This is a genomic window from Frateuria sp., assembly GCF_035695185.1.
Classification (GTDB): Bacteria; Pseudomonadota; Gammaproteobacteria; order Xanthomonadales; family Rhodanobacteraceae; genus Frateuria_A.
Map to the genome: position 1 here is coordinate 66,827 of NZ_DASSES010000090.1, position 15,608 is coordinate 82,434.

General features: G+C 72.1%; 16 protein-coding genes. 11 read left to right on the top strand and 5 right to left on the bottom strand.

What is annotated here, in order from left to right; translation table 11 throughout:
• Positions 1–272: 272 nt before the first annotated feature.
• From VFH59_RS06835 to nagA, 4 genes are all read left to right on the top strand, one after another.
• Positions 273–1,574: a sugar MFS transporter gene (locus tag VFH59_RS06835; RefSeq protein ID WP_325164139.1), complete on the top strand. Its 1,302-nt coding sequence runs from the start codon at positions 273–275 to the stop codon at positions 1,572–1,574.
• A gap of 65 nt (positions 1,575–1,639) precedes the next feature.
• Positions 1,640–2,671, top strand: coding sequence for a LacI family DNA-binding transcriptional regulator (locus VFH59_RS06840; protein ID WP_325164140.1), 1,032 nt, complete (start codon positions 1,640–1,642; stop codon positions 2,669–2,671).
• Between the two features lie 327 nt (positions 2,672–2,998).
• Positions 2,999–4,033, top strand: a complete 1,035-nt coding sequence (locus VFH59_RS06845; RefSeq protein ID WP_325164141.1) for an SIS domain-containing protein — start codon at positions 2,999–3,001, stop codon at positions 4,031–4,033.
• On the top strand, positions 4,033–5,187 hold the full coding sequence (gene nagA, locus VFH59_RS06850) for an N-acetylglucosamine-6-phosphate deacetylase (RefSeq protein ID WP_325164142.1): 1,155 nt from the start codon (positions 4,033–4,035) through the stop codon (positions 5,185–5,187). Before VFH59_RS06845 ends, nagA begins: the two co-directional genes overlap by 1 nt.
• A 44-nt stretch (positions 5,188–5,231) precedes the next feature.
• On the opposite strand, the gene VFH59_RS06855 is transcribed toward nagA, so the two are convergent.
• Positions 5,232–5,477: a hypothetical protein gene (locus tag VFH59_RS06855; protein WP_325164143.1), complete on the bottom strand. Its 246-nt coding sequence runs from the start codon at positions 5,475–5,477 to the stop codon at positions 5,232–5,234.
• A 140-nt stretch (positions 5,478–5,617) separates the two neighbouring features.
• Positions 5,618–5,860, bottom strand: coding sequence for a hypothetical protein (locus tag VFH59_RS06860; RefSeq protein WP_325164144.1), 243 nt, complete (start codon positions 5,858–5,860; stop codon positions 5,618–5,620).
• Positions 5,861–6,195: 335 nt separating this feature from the next.
• On the opposite strand from VFH59_RS06860, the gene VFH59_RS06865 reads away from it, so the two are divergent.
• From VFH59_RS06865 to thrC, 3 genes are read left to right on the top strand one after another with little or no spacing between them, the layout of a single operon-like run.
• Positions 6,196–8,235, top strand: a complete 2,040-nt coding sequence (locus tag VFH59_RS06865; RefSeq protein WP_325164145.1) for a bifunctional 2',3'-cyclic-nucleotide 2'-phosphodiesterase/3'-nucleotidase — start codon at positions 6,196–6,198, stop codon at positions 8,233–8,235.
• Entirely contained in the window at positions 8,222–9,163 is a 942-nt protein-coding gene (locus tag VFH59_RS06870; protein WP_325164146.1) for a homoserine kinase, read from the top strand. The genes VFH59_RS06865 and VFH59_RS06870 overlap by 14 nt, the downstream gene beginning before the upstream one ends.
• On the top strand, positions 9,160–10,458 hold the full coding sequence (gene thrC / locus VFH59_RS06875) for a threonine synthase (RefSeq protein WP_325164147.1): 1,299 nt from the start codon (positions 9,160–9,162) through the stop codon (positions 10,456–10,458). Before VFH59_RS06870 ends, thrC begins: the two co-directional genes overlap by 4 nt.
• Before the next feature lie 22 nt (positions 10,459–10,480).
• Here the strand turns inward: thrC and VFH59_RS06880 are convergent, their stop codons facing one another.
• The gene (locus VFH59_RS06880) at positions 10,481–11,578 is read right to left on the bottom strand and encodes a GGDEF domain-containing protein (protein WP_325164148.1); all 1,098 of its coding nucleotides are present in this window, start codon (positions 11,576–11,578) and stop codon (positions 10,481–10,483) included.
• Positions 11,579–11,770: 192 nt separating this feature from the next.
• On the opposite strand from VFH59_RS06880, the gene VFH59_RS06885 reads away from it, so the two are divergent.
• Positions 11,771–11,941, top strand: a complete 171-nt coding sequence (locus tag VFH59_RS06885; RefSeq protein ID WP_325164149.1) for a hypothetical protein — start codon at positions 11,771–11,773, stop codon at positions 11,939–11,941.
• Positions 11,942–12,089: 148 nt separating this feature from the next.
• Positions 12,090–13,019, top strand: coding sequence for a 4-hydroxybenzoate octaprenyltransferase (gene ubiA / locus VFH59_RS06890; RefSeq protein ID WP_325164157.1), 930 nt, complete (start codon positions 12,090–12,092; stop codon positions 13,017–13,019).
• Positions 13,020–13,048: 29 nt separating this feature from the next.
• Here ubiA and VFH59_RS06895 read toward each other — a convergent pair whose 3' ends face one another.
• Together VFH59_RS06895 and VFH59_RS06900 are read right to left on the bottom strand one after the other, a co-directional pair.
• The gene (locus VFH59_RS06895; RefSeq protein ID WP_325164150.1) at positions 13,049–13,765 is read right to left on the bottom strand and encodes a ComF family protein; all 717 of its coding nucleotides are present in this window, start codon (positions 13,763–13,765) and stop codon (positions 13,049–13,051) included.
• A gap of 16 nt (positions 13,766–13,781) precedes the next feature.
• Entirely contained in the window at positions 13,782–13,988 is a 207-nt protein-coding gene (locus VFH59_RS06900) for a hypothetical protein (protein WP_325164151.1), read from the bottom strand.
• Between the two features lie 144 nt (positions 13,989–14,132).
• On the opposite strand from VFH59_RS06900, the gene bioB reads away from it, so the two are divergent.
• Together bioB and VFH59_RS06910 are read left to right on the top strand one after the other, a co-directional pair.
• A complete protein-coding gene (bioB, locus tag VFH59_RS06905) occupies positions 14,133–15,134 on the top strand; it encodes a biotin synthase BioB (RefSeq protein WP_325164152.1) in 1,002 nt (333 codons plus the stop codon).
• A gap of 7 nt (positions 15,135–15,141) precedes the next feature.
• On the top strand, positions 15,142–15,608 hold a 467-nt coding region (locus tag VFH59_RS06910), incomplete at its 3' end, for an aminotransferase class I/II-fold pyridoxal phosphate-dependent enzyme (protein ID WP_325164153.1).

Consider the following 15,608-nt stretch of genomic DNA (forward strand, 5'->3'; position numbering starts at 1 on the left):
CCCGTGATGCGCACTAGCGCCAGTGACACGTATGCCCTTCAGGCCGCTTGGTGCTTGGCTCAGCGCTTGGCGGGAGCCACCCGGGCGGGCATGACGCGGTGCGTCAGCGAAAGCTCGCTGGTTGCTGCAGAAGGGGCCGCCCTGCGGCTTCCGTCCCGGGGCTCACGGAGACATAAATTGACAACGTTGGCCGGCAAGGCCATAAAGCCGGCCGGGGGAGTGCCCGTTGGCGGCGCTCGCATCGCCATGCGTTTGCCTGACAGGAGCCGTCCATGTCGTCCACCTCGCTTGCGAGCAGCCCATCCAGGCCCTCGGCCCTGGGACCGATGCTGGTGATCGGGCTGCTGTTTTTCATCTTCGGCTTCGTGACCTGGCTCAACGGGCCGCTGATCGCCTTCGTGAAGCTGGCCTTCCAGGTGCAGGACGTCTACGCGTTCCTGGTGCCGTTCGCCTTCTACATCTCCTACTTCGTGTTCTCGCTGCCGGCGTCGATGGTGCTGCGGCGCACCGGCATGAAGAAAGGCATGGCGCTGGGGCTGTTCGTGATGGCGCTCGGCGCCATGGCGTTCGGCCAGTTCGCCACGATGCGCGTGTTCGCCGGTGCCCTGGTCGGCCTGTTCGTGATCGGCGCCGGCCTGTCGCTGCTGCAGACCGCGTCCAATCCCTACATCAGCATTCTCGGGCCGATCGAAAGCGCCGCGCAGCGCATCGCGGTGATGGGCATCTGCAACAAGGTGGCCGGCATCCTGGCGCCGATCGTGATCGGCTCGCTGGTGCTCGCCGGCATCGGCGACATCGACGCGCGGGTGCATGCGGCGTCCACGCCGCAGGCGCGCGAAGCGCTGCTGGATGCGTTTGCCGCCAAAATCCACGCGCCCTACCTCGGCATGGCGGTGCTGCTGGCACTGCTGGCGGTCTGGATCATGCGTTCGTCGCTGCCGGAGATCCGCCCGGCGAGGGCCAACAGCGAGCCGACCGGCGATGCCGACACCAGCATCCTGGGCTTTCCGCACCTGTGGCTCGGGGTGCTGTGCCTGTTCGTATACGTGGGCGTGGAGGTGATGGCGGGCGATGCGATCGGCACCTACGGCGCCGGCTTCGCCCTGCCACTGGACCAGACCAAGTTCTTCACCGCCTTCACCCTCGGCGGCATGTTGCTCGGCTACGTGGCGGGGCTGGTGCTGATTCCCCGGGTCCTGACCCAGCAGCGCTATCTCGCCGTCTCGGCGGTGCTGGGCGTGCTGTTCAGCCTGTGCGCCTACCTCACCCGCGGCTACGTCTCGGTCGGCTTCGTGGCCGCACTCGGGTTTGCCAACGCGATGATGTGGCCGGCGATCTTCCCGCTGGCGATCAACCGGCTGGGGCGCCACACCGAGGCGGGCTCGGCGCTGCTGGTCATGGGCATCGCCGGCGGTGCGGTGGTGCCGCAGCTGTTCGCCCACCTGAAGGCCCACTTCGACTTCCAGCTGGTGTTCGCGGCGTTGATGGTGCCCTGCTACCTCTACATCCTGTTCTACGGCCTGCGCGGCCACCGCGTGGGCCTGCGTGACGATGATGGCGCCCGTCGGCAGTGAAGGTACCGCCACGCCGGCGTGGCGGTGGGCTAGGATGGCGCGCCAGTCCCGCGGAGAACCCGTCGTTGCGCCACGCCACCATCAAGGATGTCGCCAAGCGCGCCGGCGTGTCGCTGAAGACCGTATCGCGGGTGATCAACCGCGAGGCGTCGGTGCGCGAGGACACGCGCGAGAAGGTCGAGCGGGCGATCGAGGCGCTGGGCTATCGCCCGAACCTCTCGGCGCGCAGCCTGCGCGCGGCGCACTCGTATGCGATCGGGCTGGTCTACGACAACCCGAACGCGCACTACGTCATCAGCATGCAGAATGGCGTGCTGTCGGCTTGCCGCGAGCGCGGCTTCGGCCTGCAGATCCACCCTTGCGACGCCTCCTCGCCGCACCTGGCCGAGGAGCTGTGCGCGCTGGTGCGCCGCTCGCGCCTGGCCGGGCTGGTGCTGGCGCCGCCGATGTCCGAGCAGCCGCAGCTGATCGCCGCGCTGAAAGCGCAGGACATCCCGTTCGTGCGCATCCTCGCCGCCCGCGAGGACCCCTGCGACGGCTCCCCCTGCGTGTGGGTGGACGACCGCGACGCGGCCTACGCGATCACCGAGCATCTGATCCAGCTCGGCCACACGCGGATCGGCTTCCTGTGGGGCGAGCCGCACCACCGTTCCAGTCCGGAGCGGTACCAGGGCTATGCCGATGCGCTGAAGGACTACGGCATCGCGCTCAACAAGAAGCTGATCCTGCCCGGGCGCTATGCGTTCGACGACGGCTTCCGCGGCGCGCGCAAGCTGCTCGCCCTGAAGGAACCGCCGACCGCGATCTTCGGCAGCAACGACGAGATCGCCGCCGGTGTGCTGGCCGCCGCGCGCTCGGCCGGGCTGGACGTGCCGTGGGACCTGTCCATCGCCGGCTTCGAGGACAATCCGTTCTCCAAGCAGGCCTGGCCGGCGCTCACCACCGCGCGGCAGTCGACCGCCGAGATCGGCCGCCACGCGGCGTTGCGGCTGATGGCCGAGCTGCAGCAGGGCGGCTCCGCACCGCAGACCGCCAACGAGGGCTTCGTGCCGGAGCTGGTGGTGCGTGGATCGACCGCGCCGCCGCGGAAGGGTTGAGGCATTGCGCGGCAGCCAGGCCTGCTGCCCTTCGATGCCGGCCCTGCGGGCCTGCGCTTAGGGCGACCGGTGGCGGGAGAATCGTTCGCCCTTGGGCTGCGCCCGTCCCCTGCGAAGGCGAAAAAGAAGCCGCTCGCCCTGAGCGCAGCGCCGCGAAGTCGAAGGGCCCTGGCTCCAGCGACCCGCGCCTGAGCCCTTCTCCCTGCGGGAGAGGGGTCGGGGTCCGGCACCGCCGCACACGCCACGCCGCCCAAACCCTCACCCGCCCTTCGGGCACCTTCTCCCGAGCGGAGAGGAAACATCCGCCTGTCCGTCCCCGGAACCCCCATGAAATCACCCCGTGACACCCTGATGTACCAGGAGGCGCAGTCGGCCGCCGACGTGGTCGCGCACCAGCTCGCCGCCAACGCCGGCCTGCTGGCCGCGCTCGGTGACCGCCTGCGCGCGCGCCCGCCGCGTTGCATCGTCACCTGTGCGCGCGGCAGTTCCGACCATGCCGCCGCGTACGCCAAGTACGTGTTCGAGACGCGCCTGGGCGTGGTCACCGCCTCGGCCTCGCCGGCGGTGAGTTCGATCTACGACGCGCCGCTGGACCTGGAAGGGGCGCTGTTCCTGGCCGTCTCCCAATCCGGCAAGAGCCCGGACCTGCTGCTCAGCACGAAGGCGGCGAAGGCCTCGGGTGCCTACGTGGTGGCGCTGGTGAACGACACCGGCTCGCCACTCGCGCAGGCGGCCGACGCGGTGGTGCCGCTGCACGCCGGCCCCGAGCGCAGCGTGGCCGCGACCAAGAGCTATCTGGCCACGCTCGCGGCGGTGCTGCAGCTCACCGCCTGCTGGAGCGGCGACGGGGCGTTGCACGCGGCGCTCGAGCGCCTGCCGCAGGACCTGCGCACGGGCTGGGACGCGGACTGGTCGGCGCTCGTCGACGGACTGCGCGGAACGCACAACCTGTTCGTGGTCGGCCGCGGCTACGGCTTCGGTGCCGCGCTGGAGGCGGCGCTGAAGTTCAAGGAAACCTGCGGGCTGCACGCCGAGGCCTTCAGCGCGGCCGAAGTGAAGCACGGGCCGATGGCGCTGGTCGGCGCCGGCTTTCCGGTGCTGGTGTTCGCGCAGGACGACGGCTCGCTGGAAGGCACCCTCGGCGTCGCCGCCGAGTTCCGCAAACGCGGTGCGCAGGTGTGGCTCGCCGCGCCCGGCGCCAGTGGCCCCGACGCGCTGCCGCTACCGGCCGGCGTGCCCGCGATCACCACCCCGCTGCTCGCCGTGCAGAGTTTCTACCGCGCAGCCAGCGCGCTTTCACTGGCGCGCGGCTACGATCCGGATGTCCCGCCGCACCTGCGCAAAGTCACGGAGACCCTGTAATGCCCGAGTCCCTGCTCGCCCTGGTCCACGGTCGCGTGCTGACCGACGAGGGCCTGCGCGACGACGTCGCGGTGCTCGTGCGCGATGGGCACGTGGCAGCCCTGGCAGCCGCCGATGACCCGCGCCTGGCGCAGGCCGGGCGCCACGACCTGGCCGGCGCGCTGCTGCTGCCCGGCTTCATCGACGTGCAGGTCAACGGCGGCGGCGGGCTGCTGTTCAACGACGCACCCACGGTCGAGACGCTGCGCGGAATCGCCACGGCGCATCGCCGCTTCGGCACCACCGGCCTGCTGCCCACGCTGATCACCGACACCGCCGCCAAGATGCGGGCGGCGCTCGATGCGGTGGACGCGGCCATCGCGCAGGGCGTGCCGGGGATCCTGGGCATCCACCTGGAAGGCCCGTTCCTGGCACCCGCGCGCAAAGGCATCCATGACGCCTCGCTGTTCCGCACGCCCGATGCGGACGACCTGCTGGCGCTCACCGCGCAGCGCCGCGGCGTGGTGATGCTGACCCTCGCGCCCGAGCGGGTGGAGGCGGCGGTGATCGCGCGCCTGGCCGATGCCGGCGTGCGCGTGGTCGCCGGCCACACCGCCGCCGACTACGCCGCCACGCGCGCGGCGCTCGACGCCGGCGTGTGCGGTTTCACCCACCTCTTCAACGCGATGACCCCGCTCACCAGCCGCGAACCGGGCGTGGTCGGCGCGGCGCTGGACGACCCGGCGAGCTGGTGCGGGCTGATCGTCGACGGCCACCACGTGCACCCCGCCTCGCTGCGCATCGCCATCAACGCCAAGCCGCCGGGCAAGTGCGTGCTGGTCACCGACGCGATGCCGCCGGTAGGCAGCGGGCGTCCGGACTACACGCTCAACGGGCAGACCATCGTCGCGCGCGACGGCGTCTGCATGAACGACGCCGGCGTGCTCGCCGGCAGCGCGCTGGACATGGCCAGCGCCGTTCGCAACACGGTCAACCTGCTCGGCCTGCCCCTGGCCGAAGCCTCGCGCATGGCCAGTGCCTATCCGGCCGAATGGCTCGGCCTGGAACAGACCCACGGCCGCATCGCCCCGGGCCAGCGCGCGGATTTCGCGGTGCTGGACGATACCCTGCACGTGCGCGAAACCTGGATCGGCGGGGAGCGCCGGGCCGCATGACGCCAACTTCCCGGCCGGCGCTGCCGGCCGGGAAGCGTGCCAACTCAGTGCTTCCGGCGGTTCCCGAGCATCGGGTCCACCACGTTCGGCGGCACCGCGCCGCCGGTGCACTGGATGTAGGCACGGTCGCAGAAGCCGGACTGCATCGGCGTGGTCGCCTGGGCTTTGCAGGTCTCCCAGTTGGTCAGGCAGGACCCCGGATAAGCCTGGGCGACGCGGGTCGGAAAGAACACCGAAGCGGCAGCCATGGCCGCGATCGGCAGCGCGATCGTCACGATCTTGCGAAGCATGCTCGAACTCCTTTCAGCAAGTTTCCCCCTGTGCCACCGGAATAACACGCCACCGTCGAGGCCGGCAACCGCCGGGGGACGAAACGCGTCCGGGCTCCAGCCCCCGCCCTTTGCCGGCGGTGGACCGGAGCCCGCCCCGGCTAGTGCCGCCGCACCGCGCCACGGGCGCCGGGCGGCGGGGGCGGATTGGTGGCGCCGCTGCACGCCTGGAAATCCAGCACGCACTGCTGCAACCCCGCGATCGAGGTGGCGCTGTACATGCAGGTCCAGTAGGTGGTGTCGCAGACGGCCGGATAGGCCTGGACGGGCCTGGCCGGGAAGAACGTCAGAACGGCGGCCGCGGCGGCGGTGGGCAACGCGACGGTGAGAATCCTGCGAAGCATGCTCGAACTCCTTTCAGTGAAGCTCCCCTGCATCAGCCGGACTATCACGGGCCTGCCGGCCGGGCAACCGCGCCCGCGCCAAACGGAGAACGTTGCCGCAATCTGCGCACCGCAACGACAGGCGCCGCGTCCGCCTCGCCGATCGCACCGGCACGGCCGGCGGGGCGCGCCTCCTTCGCGCCGGATCGGCGCGGGAAGTCTGGTCGCGTGCGGACGAGCCCCGGGGCCAGCCCGGCGCCCCCACCAGAGCCCGGGCAAGACAGCGCACCGCCCGCCCAGCGCCCCGGCGATCTGCTACGTTGCCGGCCCTGCCTGTTCGCTGCCGGACACTCCCGATGTCGCTTCGCCCGTTGCTGCCCCTGCTTGGCGCCGCCCTGCTCGCCGGCTGCGCCGCCACGCCCATCACGCCGGCCGCGCCGCCGGACGGCACCCGCGCGGACGTGGCGATCCTGGAAACCACCGACGTCCATGCGAACGTGCTCAGCTGGGACTATTTCAAGGCCGCGCCCGACCCCGGCCTGGGCTACGAGCGCACCGCCACGCTGATCCGGCGTGCACGCGAGGAGTTTCCCAACAGCTTCCTGTTCGACAGCGGCGACACCATCCAGGGCACCGTGCTGGCCGACTACCAGGCGCGGGTCGCGCCGGTCGGCTGCGGGCAGGAGCTGGCGATCTACAAGGCGATGGATGCGCTCGGCTACGACGGCGGCACCGCCGGCAACCACGAGTTCAACTACGGCCTGCCGTTCCTCTCGCAGGTGACCGGTACCCCGATGGACATCGACGGGACGAGGACGGCGCGCTGCGCCGGCCCGCATTTCCCGCTGGTGCTAGCCAACGTGTTCGACGCACGGAACGGCAAGCCGATCTTCAAGCCGTGGACGATCGTGACGCGAACCATCGAGGCCTACACGAACGACGGCAGCCGCCTGCAGGTGCCGCTCAGGGTGGCCATTATCGGGTTCACGCCGCCACCGATCCTGAAGTGGGACCAGCGCAACCTGCAGGGCAAGGTGACCGTCAGCGGCGTGGTCGAGGCGGCACGGCGCTACCTGCCGCAGATCGAGGCCAGGCACCCCGACCTGGTGGTGGCGATCCTGCACGGCGGCCTGGACGCCGCGCCGTATACCAGCGACATGGAGAACGGTGGCTGGTACCTGGCCGGCGTGCCGGGCATCGACGTGCTGCTGCTGGGCCACTCGCACGCCGAGTTCCCGGGCCCGCGCTACGCGAACATGAAGGACGTCGATGCGAAGCGGGGCTTCGTGCGCGGCAAACCGGCAGTGATGGGCGGCTTTTTCGGCATGGACCTGGGCGTGATCAAGCTCGCGCTCGAGCGCGAGAACGGTCGCTGGACCATCGACCGCGACGACACCCACAGCGAGGTGCGCCCCATCTGCCCTCGGAAGAACGCGTGCGTACCGGCGGACCCGGCGATCGCACCGCTGACGGCACGGGCACACGCGGCGACGCTCGCCTACGTGAACACGCCGATCGGCCGCAGCACGCTGCGCCTGGCCAGCTACTTCGCCGACGAGGGCGACATGACCACGCTGGCGGTGGTCAACGCCGCGCAGCGGGACTACGTCCAGCGCGAGCTGCCCAGGCTGCACCCTGAGCTGGCCGGCGTGCCGGTACTGGCGGCCGCCGCGGCCTTCCGCACCGGCTTCGGCGGCCCCGGCGACTACACCGACGTGCCGCCCGGCCCGCTGACCCTGCGCAGCGCGGCCGACCTCTACTTCTACCCCAACACGCTGGCCGCGGTGAAAACCGACGGTGCCGGCGTAAAGGCCTGGCTGGAAACATCGGCCGCGCGCTTCAACCGCATCGACCCGGCCAGGACCGGCGAGCAGGCGCTCATCAACAGCCACATGCCTGGCTTCAACTTCGACCAGATCCAGGGCGACCTGGCCTACGTGATCGACGTCAGCAAGCCGGTCGGCCAGCGCATCGTCTCGCTGACCTGGCAGGGCAAGGCCGTGACGCCGGCGCAGCCGTTCATCGTCGCGACCAACAACTACCGGGCCAGCGGCGGCGGCAACTTCCCCGGGCTGGACGGCCGCAACATCGTGCTCGACACCACCGACGGCGTCCGCGAGATCGTCGCCGCGTGGCTGAAGCGCACCGGCACGCTCGACCGCGCCGACCTGCCGGCCGCCTCGTGGCATTTCGCGCCGCTGCGCACGCGCGGCCCGGTCGTGTTCACCGCCGCCAGCGGCAAGCAGGCGATCGCCGCTGCCGACGGCATGCCGCACATCCGACAGCTGCGCGACAACGGCGACGGCACCGCCACCTACGCGATCGAACTGGGAAAAGCCGCACCGGCCAGGGGGCCCGGGAAGCCCCGGCGGCATCGTCGCCATGCCGGCCACTGACGGCCTGCCGACCGTCGCCAGCGCCTGCGCCCCCGCCTGCGTGGGGAACGTGGGGGTGGGCTTCGACATCCTCGGCCACACCCTGGCCGGCGCCGGCGACCGCGCGCGGGTCACGCGCATCGACGCGCCGGTGGTGCGCATCGCCGCGATCGACGGGGTGGTGCGCGAGCTCCCGCGGGAGCCTGGGCGCAACACCGCCGGAGCCGCGCTGCTCGCCCTGCGCGAGGGGCTGGGCCTGCAGCACGGCTTCGAGCTCGCCCTGCACAAGGGCATCGCGCTGGGCTCGGGCATGGCCGGTTCGGCCGCGTCCTGCGTGGCCGCACTGGTGGCCGCCAATGCGCTGCTCGACGAACCGCTGCCGCGCGAGGCGTTGTACCGGTTCGCGCTCGACGGCGAGGCGGTCGCCAGCGGCGGTCGCCACGGCGACAACGTCGGCCCGCAGCTGCTCGGCGGGCTGGTGCTCGCGACCGCCACGCGGCTGGTGCGCATCCCGGTGCCGGCGACGTGGCACTGCGCGCTGGTGCACCCGCATTGCGTGCTGGAGACGCGCCGGGCACGCGCGGCGCTGGCCGGCGACTACGCGCTCGGCGAGTTCGTCGCGCAGAGCGCCAACCTGGCGCAGGTGATCGCCGGCTGCTGGCGTGGCGACGCCACGCTGGTGCGCGAAGGGCTCAAGGACGTGCTGGTCGAGCCGCGCCGCGCGCCGCTGGTACCGAACTTCGCGCGCGTGCAGCAGGCCGCGCTCGACCACGGCGCGCTCGGCGCGAGCATTTCCGGCGCCGGTCCGAGCGTGTTCGGCTGGTTCGAGGACGTGCGCCAGGCGCAGGCTGCCGGCGCGGCGATGCGCGCGGCCTTCGCCGAGGCCGGGCTGGACAGCGACGTGCTGGTCGGCCCCGTCGACGGCCCCGCCGCGCAGCTGCTCGCATGAGCCCGCTGCGCTTCCCGAGCACGCGGGGGCAGTCGCCCGCGGTCGGGCTGGGTGCGGCGATCGCCGCCGGCCTGGCGCCGGACGGCGGCCTGTACGTACCCGCGCAGCTGCCGTCGCTGGCCCCGGCGGCGTTCGATCCGGAGGGCGACCTGGCCGCGACCGCGCAGACCTTGCTCACGCCGTTCTTCGCGGGCGACGCGCTGGCCGAGGCCCTGCCCGCGATCTGCGCCGAGGCGTTCGCCATCGAGGCACCGCTGCGCCCGCTGGCGCGGCCGGATGCCTCGCTGCTGGAGCTGTTCCACGGCCCCACCGCGGCGTTCAAGGACTTCGGCGCGCGCTTCCTCGCCGCCTGCCTGCGCCGCTTGCGCGCGCCGGAGGCACCGCCGCTGACCATCCTGGTCGCCACCTCCGGTGACACCGGCGCCGCGGTCGGCGCCGCATTCCATCGCCAGAGCGGGCTGCGCGTGGCGATCCTGTACCCGCAGGACCGCGTCTCGCCGCGCCAGGCGCACCAGCTCGGCAGCTTCGGCGACAACGTGCACGCGCTGCGCGTGGCCGGCAGCTTCGACGATTGCCAGCGCATGGTGAAGGCGGCGCTCGCCGACACCGCGTTGCAGGCGCGCGTGCCGCTGTCCTCGGCCAACAGCATCAGTCTGGGCCGCCTGCTGCCGCAGATGGCCTACCACGCGCATGCCGCGCTGCAGGCGCAGCGGGCGCACCGCGCGCCGCTGGACCTGATCGTGCCGACCGGCAACCTCGGCAACGCCACCGCGGCGGCCTGGGCGCGCGCGGCCGGCCTGCCGATCGGCCGCATCGTGCTGGCCTGCAACGCCAACGCCACCCTGCCGGCGTTCTTTGCCGGCGACGCCTATCGGCCGCGCGCGGCGGTGCCGACCCTTGCCAACGCGATGGACGTGGGTGCACCGAGCAACTTCGAGCGCCTGCGCTGGACCTGCCCGGACGAGGCTACGCTGCGTGCTGCGTTCACTGCCGCAAGCGTGGATGACGCGACGATCCGCGCCACCGTGCTGGCCCATGCCCGGGGCCACGGCGAGCTGCTGTGCCCGCACACCGCGACCGCCATGCACCTGCTCGACCGGGAGCCGGTGCGCGCACACGGGCACTGGGCGGTGGTCGCCACCGCCCATCCGGCCAAGTTCGAGCAGGTGCTGGAGCCGCTGCTGGGCCGGACGCTGCCGGTGCCGGACGCACTCGCCTCGATGCTCGCCCGGCCGTCGCGGTCCGAACCGTTGCCCGCCGATCCGGCGGCGCTGGCGGCCTGGCTGCGGGCCTGAAGCCGCGGCGGCTCGGAGCGGCTCAGAAAAGGTCGATGCTGCCGGTGCTCGGCTCGGCCACCAGTTCGCCGCGGCCGGCCAGTTCCTCGTAGCCGTGGGTACGGTTGCGACCGTGGGCCTTGGCGTAGTACAGCGCCTTGTCCGCGCGGTCGATCACCGTCTCCGGGTAATCACCCATCGCCGCCAGCGCGTAGCCGACGCTGACGGTCACGTGGCCGACCTGGGGGAACAGGTAACCGGCCACGCGCTCGCGGAAGCGCTCCAATGCACTGCGCGCCTGCACCTCGTCCTGGCCGGCCAGCAGGATCACGAACTCCTCGCCACCGAAACGGAACAGCACGTCGGCCAGGCGGAAGCTCGCGCGCATCTGCTGCGCCAGCAGCAGGATCACCTCGTCGCCGTAGATGTGGCCGTAGGTATCGTTGATGCGCTTGAAATGGTCGATGTCGAAGATCGCCAGCCACACGCCCACCGGCGCGGCGTGGCTGGCGCGGCGCTCGTCTGCCGCCCTGGCCGCCACCGGACAGTGGAACAGCCGCTGCAGGTGACGCTCGAACGTGCGCCGGTTGTACAGGCCGGTGAGCTTGTCGCGCTCGCTCTCGTTGAGCAGGGTGATGTAGTTCGCGTAGATCCGCGCGAAGCCCTCGGCCAGCGCGCGGGCGCCCTCCAGCGGCGCATCGGATTCCAGCTGCAGCGCACCCAGCGCGCGGCCTTCGTGCAGGATCGGGACGTACAGGCGGCAGTCGCCGGCGTCCGCCTCGGCCAGGCTTTGCTGCTGGTCCATGCAGCGCCACACCGGCGCCAGCGCCGGATCGTCGTCGACCGGCGCGCGGACGCACAGCGAGAACGTACCCTGCGCATCGGCCGCGCAGCGCACCAGGCTTTCCAGCCGCCGGCCGTCGGCCGCGCGCTTGCACAGCACCACCGCGCGGGCCGGGGCCAGCTCGGCCAGGGACAGGGCCAGGCTGTGGTCCAGCGCGTCGATGTCGCGGTGGTGGGTGAAGGCCGCGACCGAGTCGAGCAGCCGCGCCTGGGCCGGCGGTACCGGGCTCCTCGCGGCCGCGGGCAGCGGACGCGCGGGCGCGCCCTCCTGTGCAACGACGTCGTATGCCACGGACATGCCCACCTCCTGCGGAAAAGGGCCTGTGCCCTGCGGTCGCCGCTTGCGCGACGGGTAGCTACGCCGGGTTATCGGCTGCTGCCGGCGGGTGCTTTAGCGGGCCTCCGGACGGCGGCGCAGGGCCGCCTTTTTGCATGCGCTTGACGGGGCTTGCGCAACGCTGGCCATCGTCCGCCCGCACGGAGCCCCGCCATGCCGAACAACCCCCAGCACCCCGAGCCGCCGATCGCGCAGCCCGGCAAGCAGCGCCCGGAAGACGAGATCCGCAATCCCGGCCACGCCAGTCCCGCGCGGGATGCCGATGCCGACCCGCTGGGCAGCCCCCTGGACGAGGACGACCCGCTGGTGCCGCCGCTGCCCTGAGGTGAGCCGGACGTGCGTTGGCGCGGCGAGCGCGGCCACCGGCTCGGGCTAAACTCCGCGCATGGCTCCTCCCCCCCGCAAGCGCCAGCGCCGCCCGCCGCCGACCACGGCGCGGCCCCGTCCCCTTCCGCCGGCACCCGCGCGACCGATCCGCCCGGCCGACAGCTCGACCCGCGCCACGCGCGTGCTCGACCTGCTGCTGCGCCCGCTGCCACCGCAGTGGCGCACCAAGGCCGCCGACTACCTGGTGCTGACCCGCATGGATCGCCCGATCGGCGCGCTGCTGCTGCTGTGGCCGACCTGGTGGGCGCTGTGGCTGGCCGCCGGCGACTTCCCGCCCTGGGGCGCGCTGGTGATCTTCACCCTGGGCGTATTCGCGATGCGCTCGGCCGGCTGCGCGATCAACGACTACGCCGACCGCAAGCTCGACCCGCAGGTGGCGCGCACCGCCGGTCGGCCGATCGCCAGTGGCCGGGTCAGCCCGCGCGAAGCGCTCATCGTGTTCGGCGTGCTGCTCGCGTTCGCCTTCGTGCTGGTGCTGTTCACCAACGCGCCGACCATCAGGCTTTCGTTTGCCGGTGCGGCGCTGGCGGCGATCTACCCGTTCACCAAGCGCTGGACCTACCTGCCCCAGGTGGTGCTGGGCGCGGCGTTCGGCTGGTCGATCCCGATGGCGTTCGCGGCGGTGACCGGCACGGTGCCGCCGCTGGGCTGGCTGCTGTTCCTGGGCAACATCCTGTGGTCGGTGATCTACGACACCGAGTACGCGATGGTCGACCGTGATGACGACCTGAAGGTCGGCGCCAAGTCCACCGCGATCCTGTTCGGCGACGCCGACGTGCCGATCCTGGGCATGCTGATCGGCACCTTCCTGCTGGCCATGCTGTTCGTCGGCCAGCGCGCGCAACTGCCCTGGCCATACTGGCTCGGCCTGCTCGCCGCCGCCGGGCTGTTCGGCTACCAGCTCTGGCTGATCCGCGGCCGCGCCCGCGATGCGTGCCTGGCGGCGTTCCGGCACAACAACTGGGTGGGCCTTTCGCTGTGGGTCGGCATCGTGCTCGGCCTGGCCGTGAAATAGCCCACGCACCCGGGCGAAAGTGCCTGCGCCTAGCGCCCGCGCGGCGATGGCGCCCGCGCCAGCGCCCATACGTCCACCCGCGCCACGCCCGCACGCCGCAGCACCCGCGTGCATTCGGCCAGCGTCGCGCCGGTGGTCATCACGTCGTCCAGCAGGGCCACGTGCGCCGGCAACGCAATACCTTCGCGCAGCGCAAACGCGCCGCGCACGTTGCGCCGGCGCGCCGCCGCGTCCAGCTCGGTCTGCGCCGCGGTGGCGCGCGAACGCAGCAGCGCGTCGTGGCGCACCGGCACGTCCAGCGCACGACCGAGCGGGCGGGCCAGTTCCAGCGCCTGGTTGTAGCCACGCCGGCGCAGCCGTGCGCGGTGCAGCGGGACCGGCAGGATCAGCGCCGGCCGCGCAAGGGGCGGTGGCACGCGCTGCCACAGCCGGGCCAGCGTGCGCCCGGCGGCGAGGTCGCGGCCGAACTTGTAGCGCGCCTCCAGCCGGTCCAGCGGCCAGCCGTAGCGAAACGGCGCCCAGGCCGTATGCCACGGTGGCGGCTTGCGCTGGCAGCCGCCGCACAGCGCCGTGGCGCCAGGCAACGGCAAGGCGCAGCGCGCGCAGCAGCTGGTATTGCGCGGCAGCTCGGCCGCGCAGGCACCGCACAGGTCCAGCCCGCCGCTGCCGGCAGCGCCGCACAGCAGGCAGCGCCACGGCAGCACCCAGGCATGCAGGAGGGCCAGGGAGCGGGACAGCGCATCCATGCGCATCGGGCTTCGCTCAGCCCTGCGGCTTGTACAGCGCCGCGTCGAGGATCGACCACAGGTGGATGATCCAGCCCAGCCAGACGAGCCACAGCGCGGCGGCGAGCACGAACATGATGATCGCCTTGAGCAGGCGCCCCTGTACCAGCTGGCCCAGGCCGGGGATGAAGAAGCTGCATACCGCCGCGATGACGTTGCCCGTGCTGCCCTGACCTGCGCTCATCTCGTTGGCTCCGTGGGAGTGGGTCGGGTGATGGTAACGGACCGGCGCGGGCACGGCTTCGTCAACCATCAAGGCTAAGCACAGGTTGACAGGCCTCCGGGCGGTTCCCACACTGCCGCGTCCCCACGCGGAGCCGCCGCCACCATGACCCCTGCCCCGATCCGCCACGACTGGACGCGCGCGGAAGTCGCCGCCCTGTTCGCGCTGCCGTTCAACGACCTGCTGCATCGCGCGCACACGGTGCACCGCGCGCACCACGATCCGAACGCGGTGCAGGTCTCGACCCTGCTCTCGATCAAGACCGGCGGCTGTCCGGAGGACTGCGCCTACTGCCCCCAGGCGCAGCGCTACCAGACCGGCGTGAAAGCCGAGAAGCTGATGAGCGTCGAGGCGGTGGTCGCGCGCGCCCAGGCCGCCCGGGATGCCGGCGCCAGCCGCTTCTGCATGGGCGCGGCCTGGCGCAGTCCGAAGGACCGCGACGTTGCCAAGGTGGCGGAAATCGTCGCCGCGGTGAAGGCGCTGGGGCTGGAGACCTGCGCCACGCTGGGCATGCTGAGTGGCGGGCAGGCCGACACGCTCAGGCAGGCCGGCCTGGATTACTACAACCACAACCTCGACAGCGCGCCGGAGTTCTACGGGCAGATCATCCACACGCGCGACTACCAGGACCGCCTGGACACGCTCGAACATGTGCGCGGCGCGGGCCTGAAGACCTGTTGCGGCGGCATCGTGGGCATGGGCGAGTCGCGCGACCAGCGCGCCGGCCTGCTGCAGGCGCTGGCCACCCTGCCCGAACACCCGCAGTCGGTGCCGATCAACCAGCTGGTGCAGGTCGAGGGCACCCCGCTGCACGGCACCGAGGCGCTCGATCCGTTCGAGTTCGTACGCACGATCGCGGTCGCGCGCATCCTGATGCCGGCCTCGATGGTGCGCCTGTCCGCCGGCCGCCAGCAGATGGACGAGGCGGTGCAGGCGCTGTGCTTCCACGCGGGCGCCAACTCGATCTTCTACGGCGAGAAGCTGCTGACCACCGGCAACCCCGACGTGGTCGCCGACCGCGCACTGTTCGCGCGGCTGGACCTGCATCCGCTGGAGGTGGCCGGGCCTGCCGGCACGGTGCACGCCGACATCCTCGAACCGGCCTGACCGTCCGGTGCGCGCGGACCTGTTGCAACGGATCGCCGTCCAGACGGCCGAACGTTCGCACGCGGACCTGCTGCGCCGCGTCCGCGCCATCGATCACGCCCAGGGGCCCTGGTTCGACACCGGCGGCTGCCGCCTGCTCGCCTTCTGTTCCAACGACTACCTGGGCCTGGCCCAGCACCCGCAGCTGATTGCCGCCTTCAAGCGCGTGGCCGACGACGAAGGCGTGGGCAGTACCGCGGCACACCTGGTCTGCGGCCACCGCCGCGAGCACGCGGCGCTGGAGGAGGCGCTGGCCGACTGGACCGGCCGCGAGCGCGCGCTGCTGTTCTCCACCGGGTACATGGCCAACCTGGGCGTGATGCAGGCGCTGCTCGGCAGTGGCGACCTGTGCGTGCAGGACAAGCTCAACCACGCCTGCCTGCTCGACGGCGCCATGCTCGCGGGCGCCACGCTGCGCCGCTACCCGCATGGCGA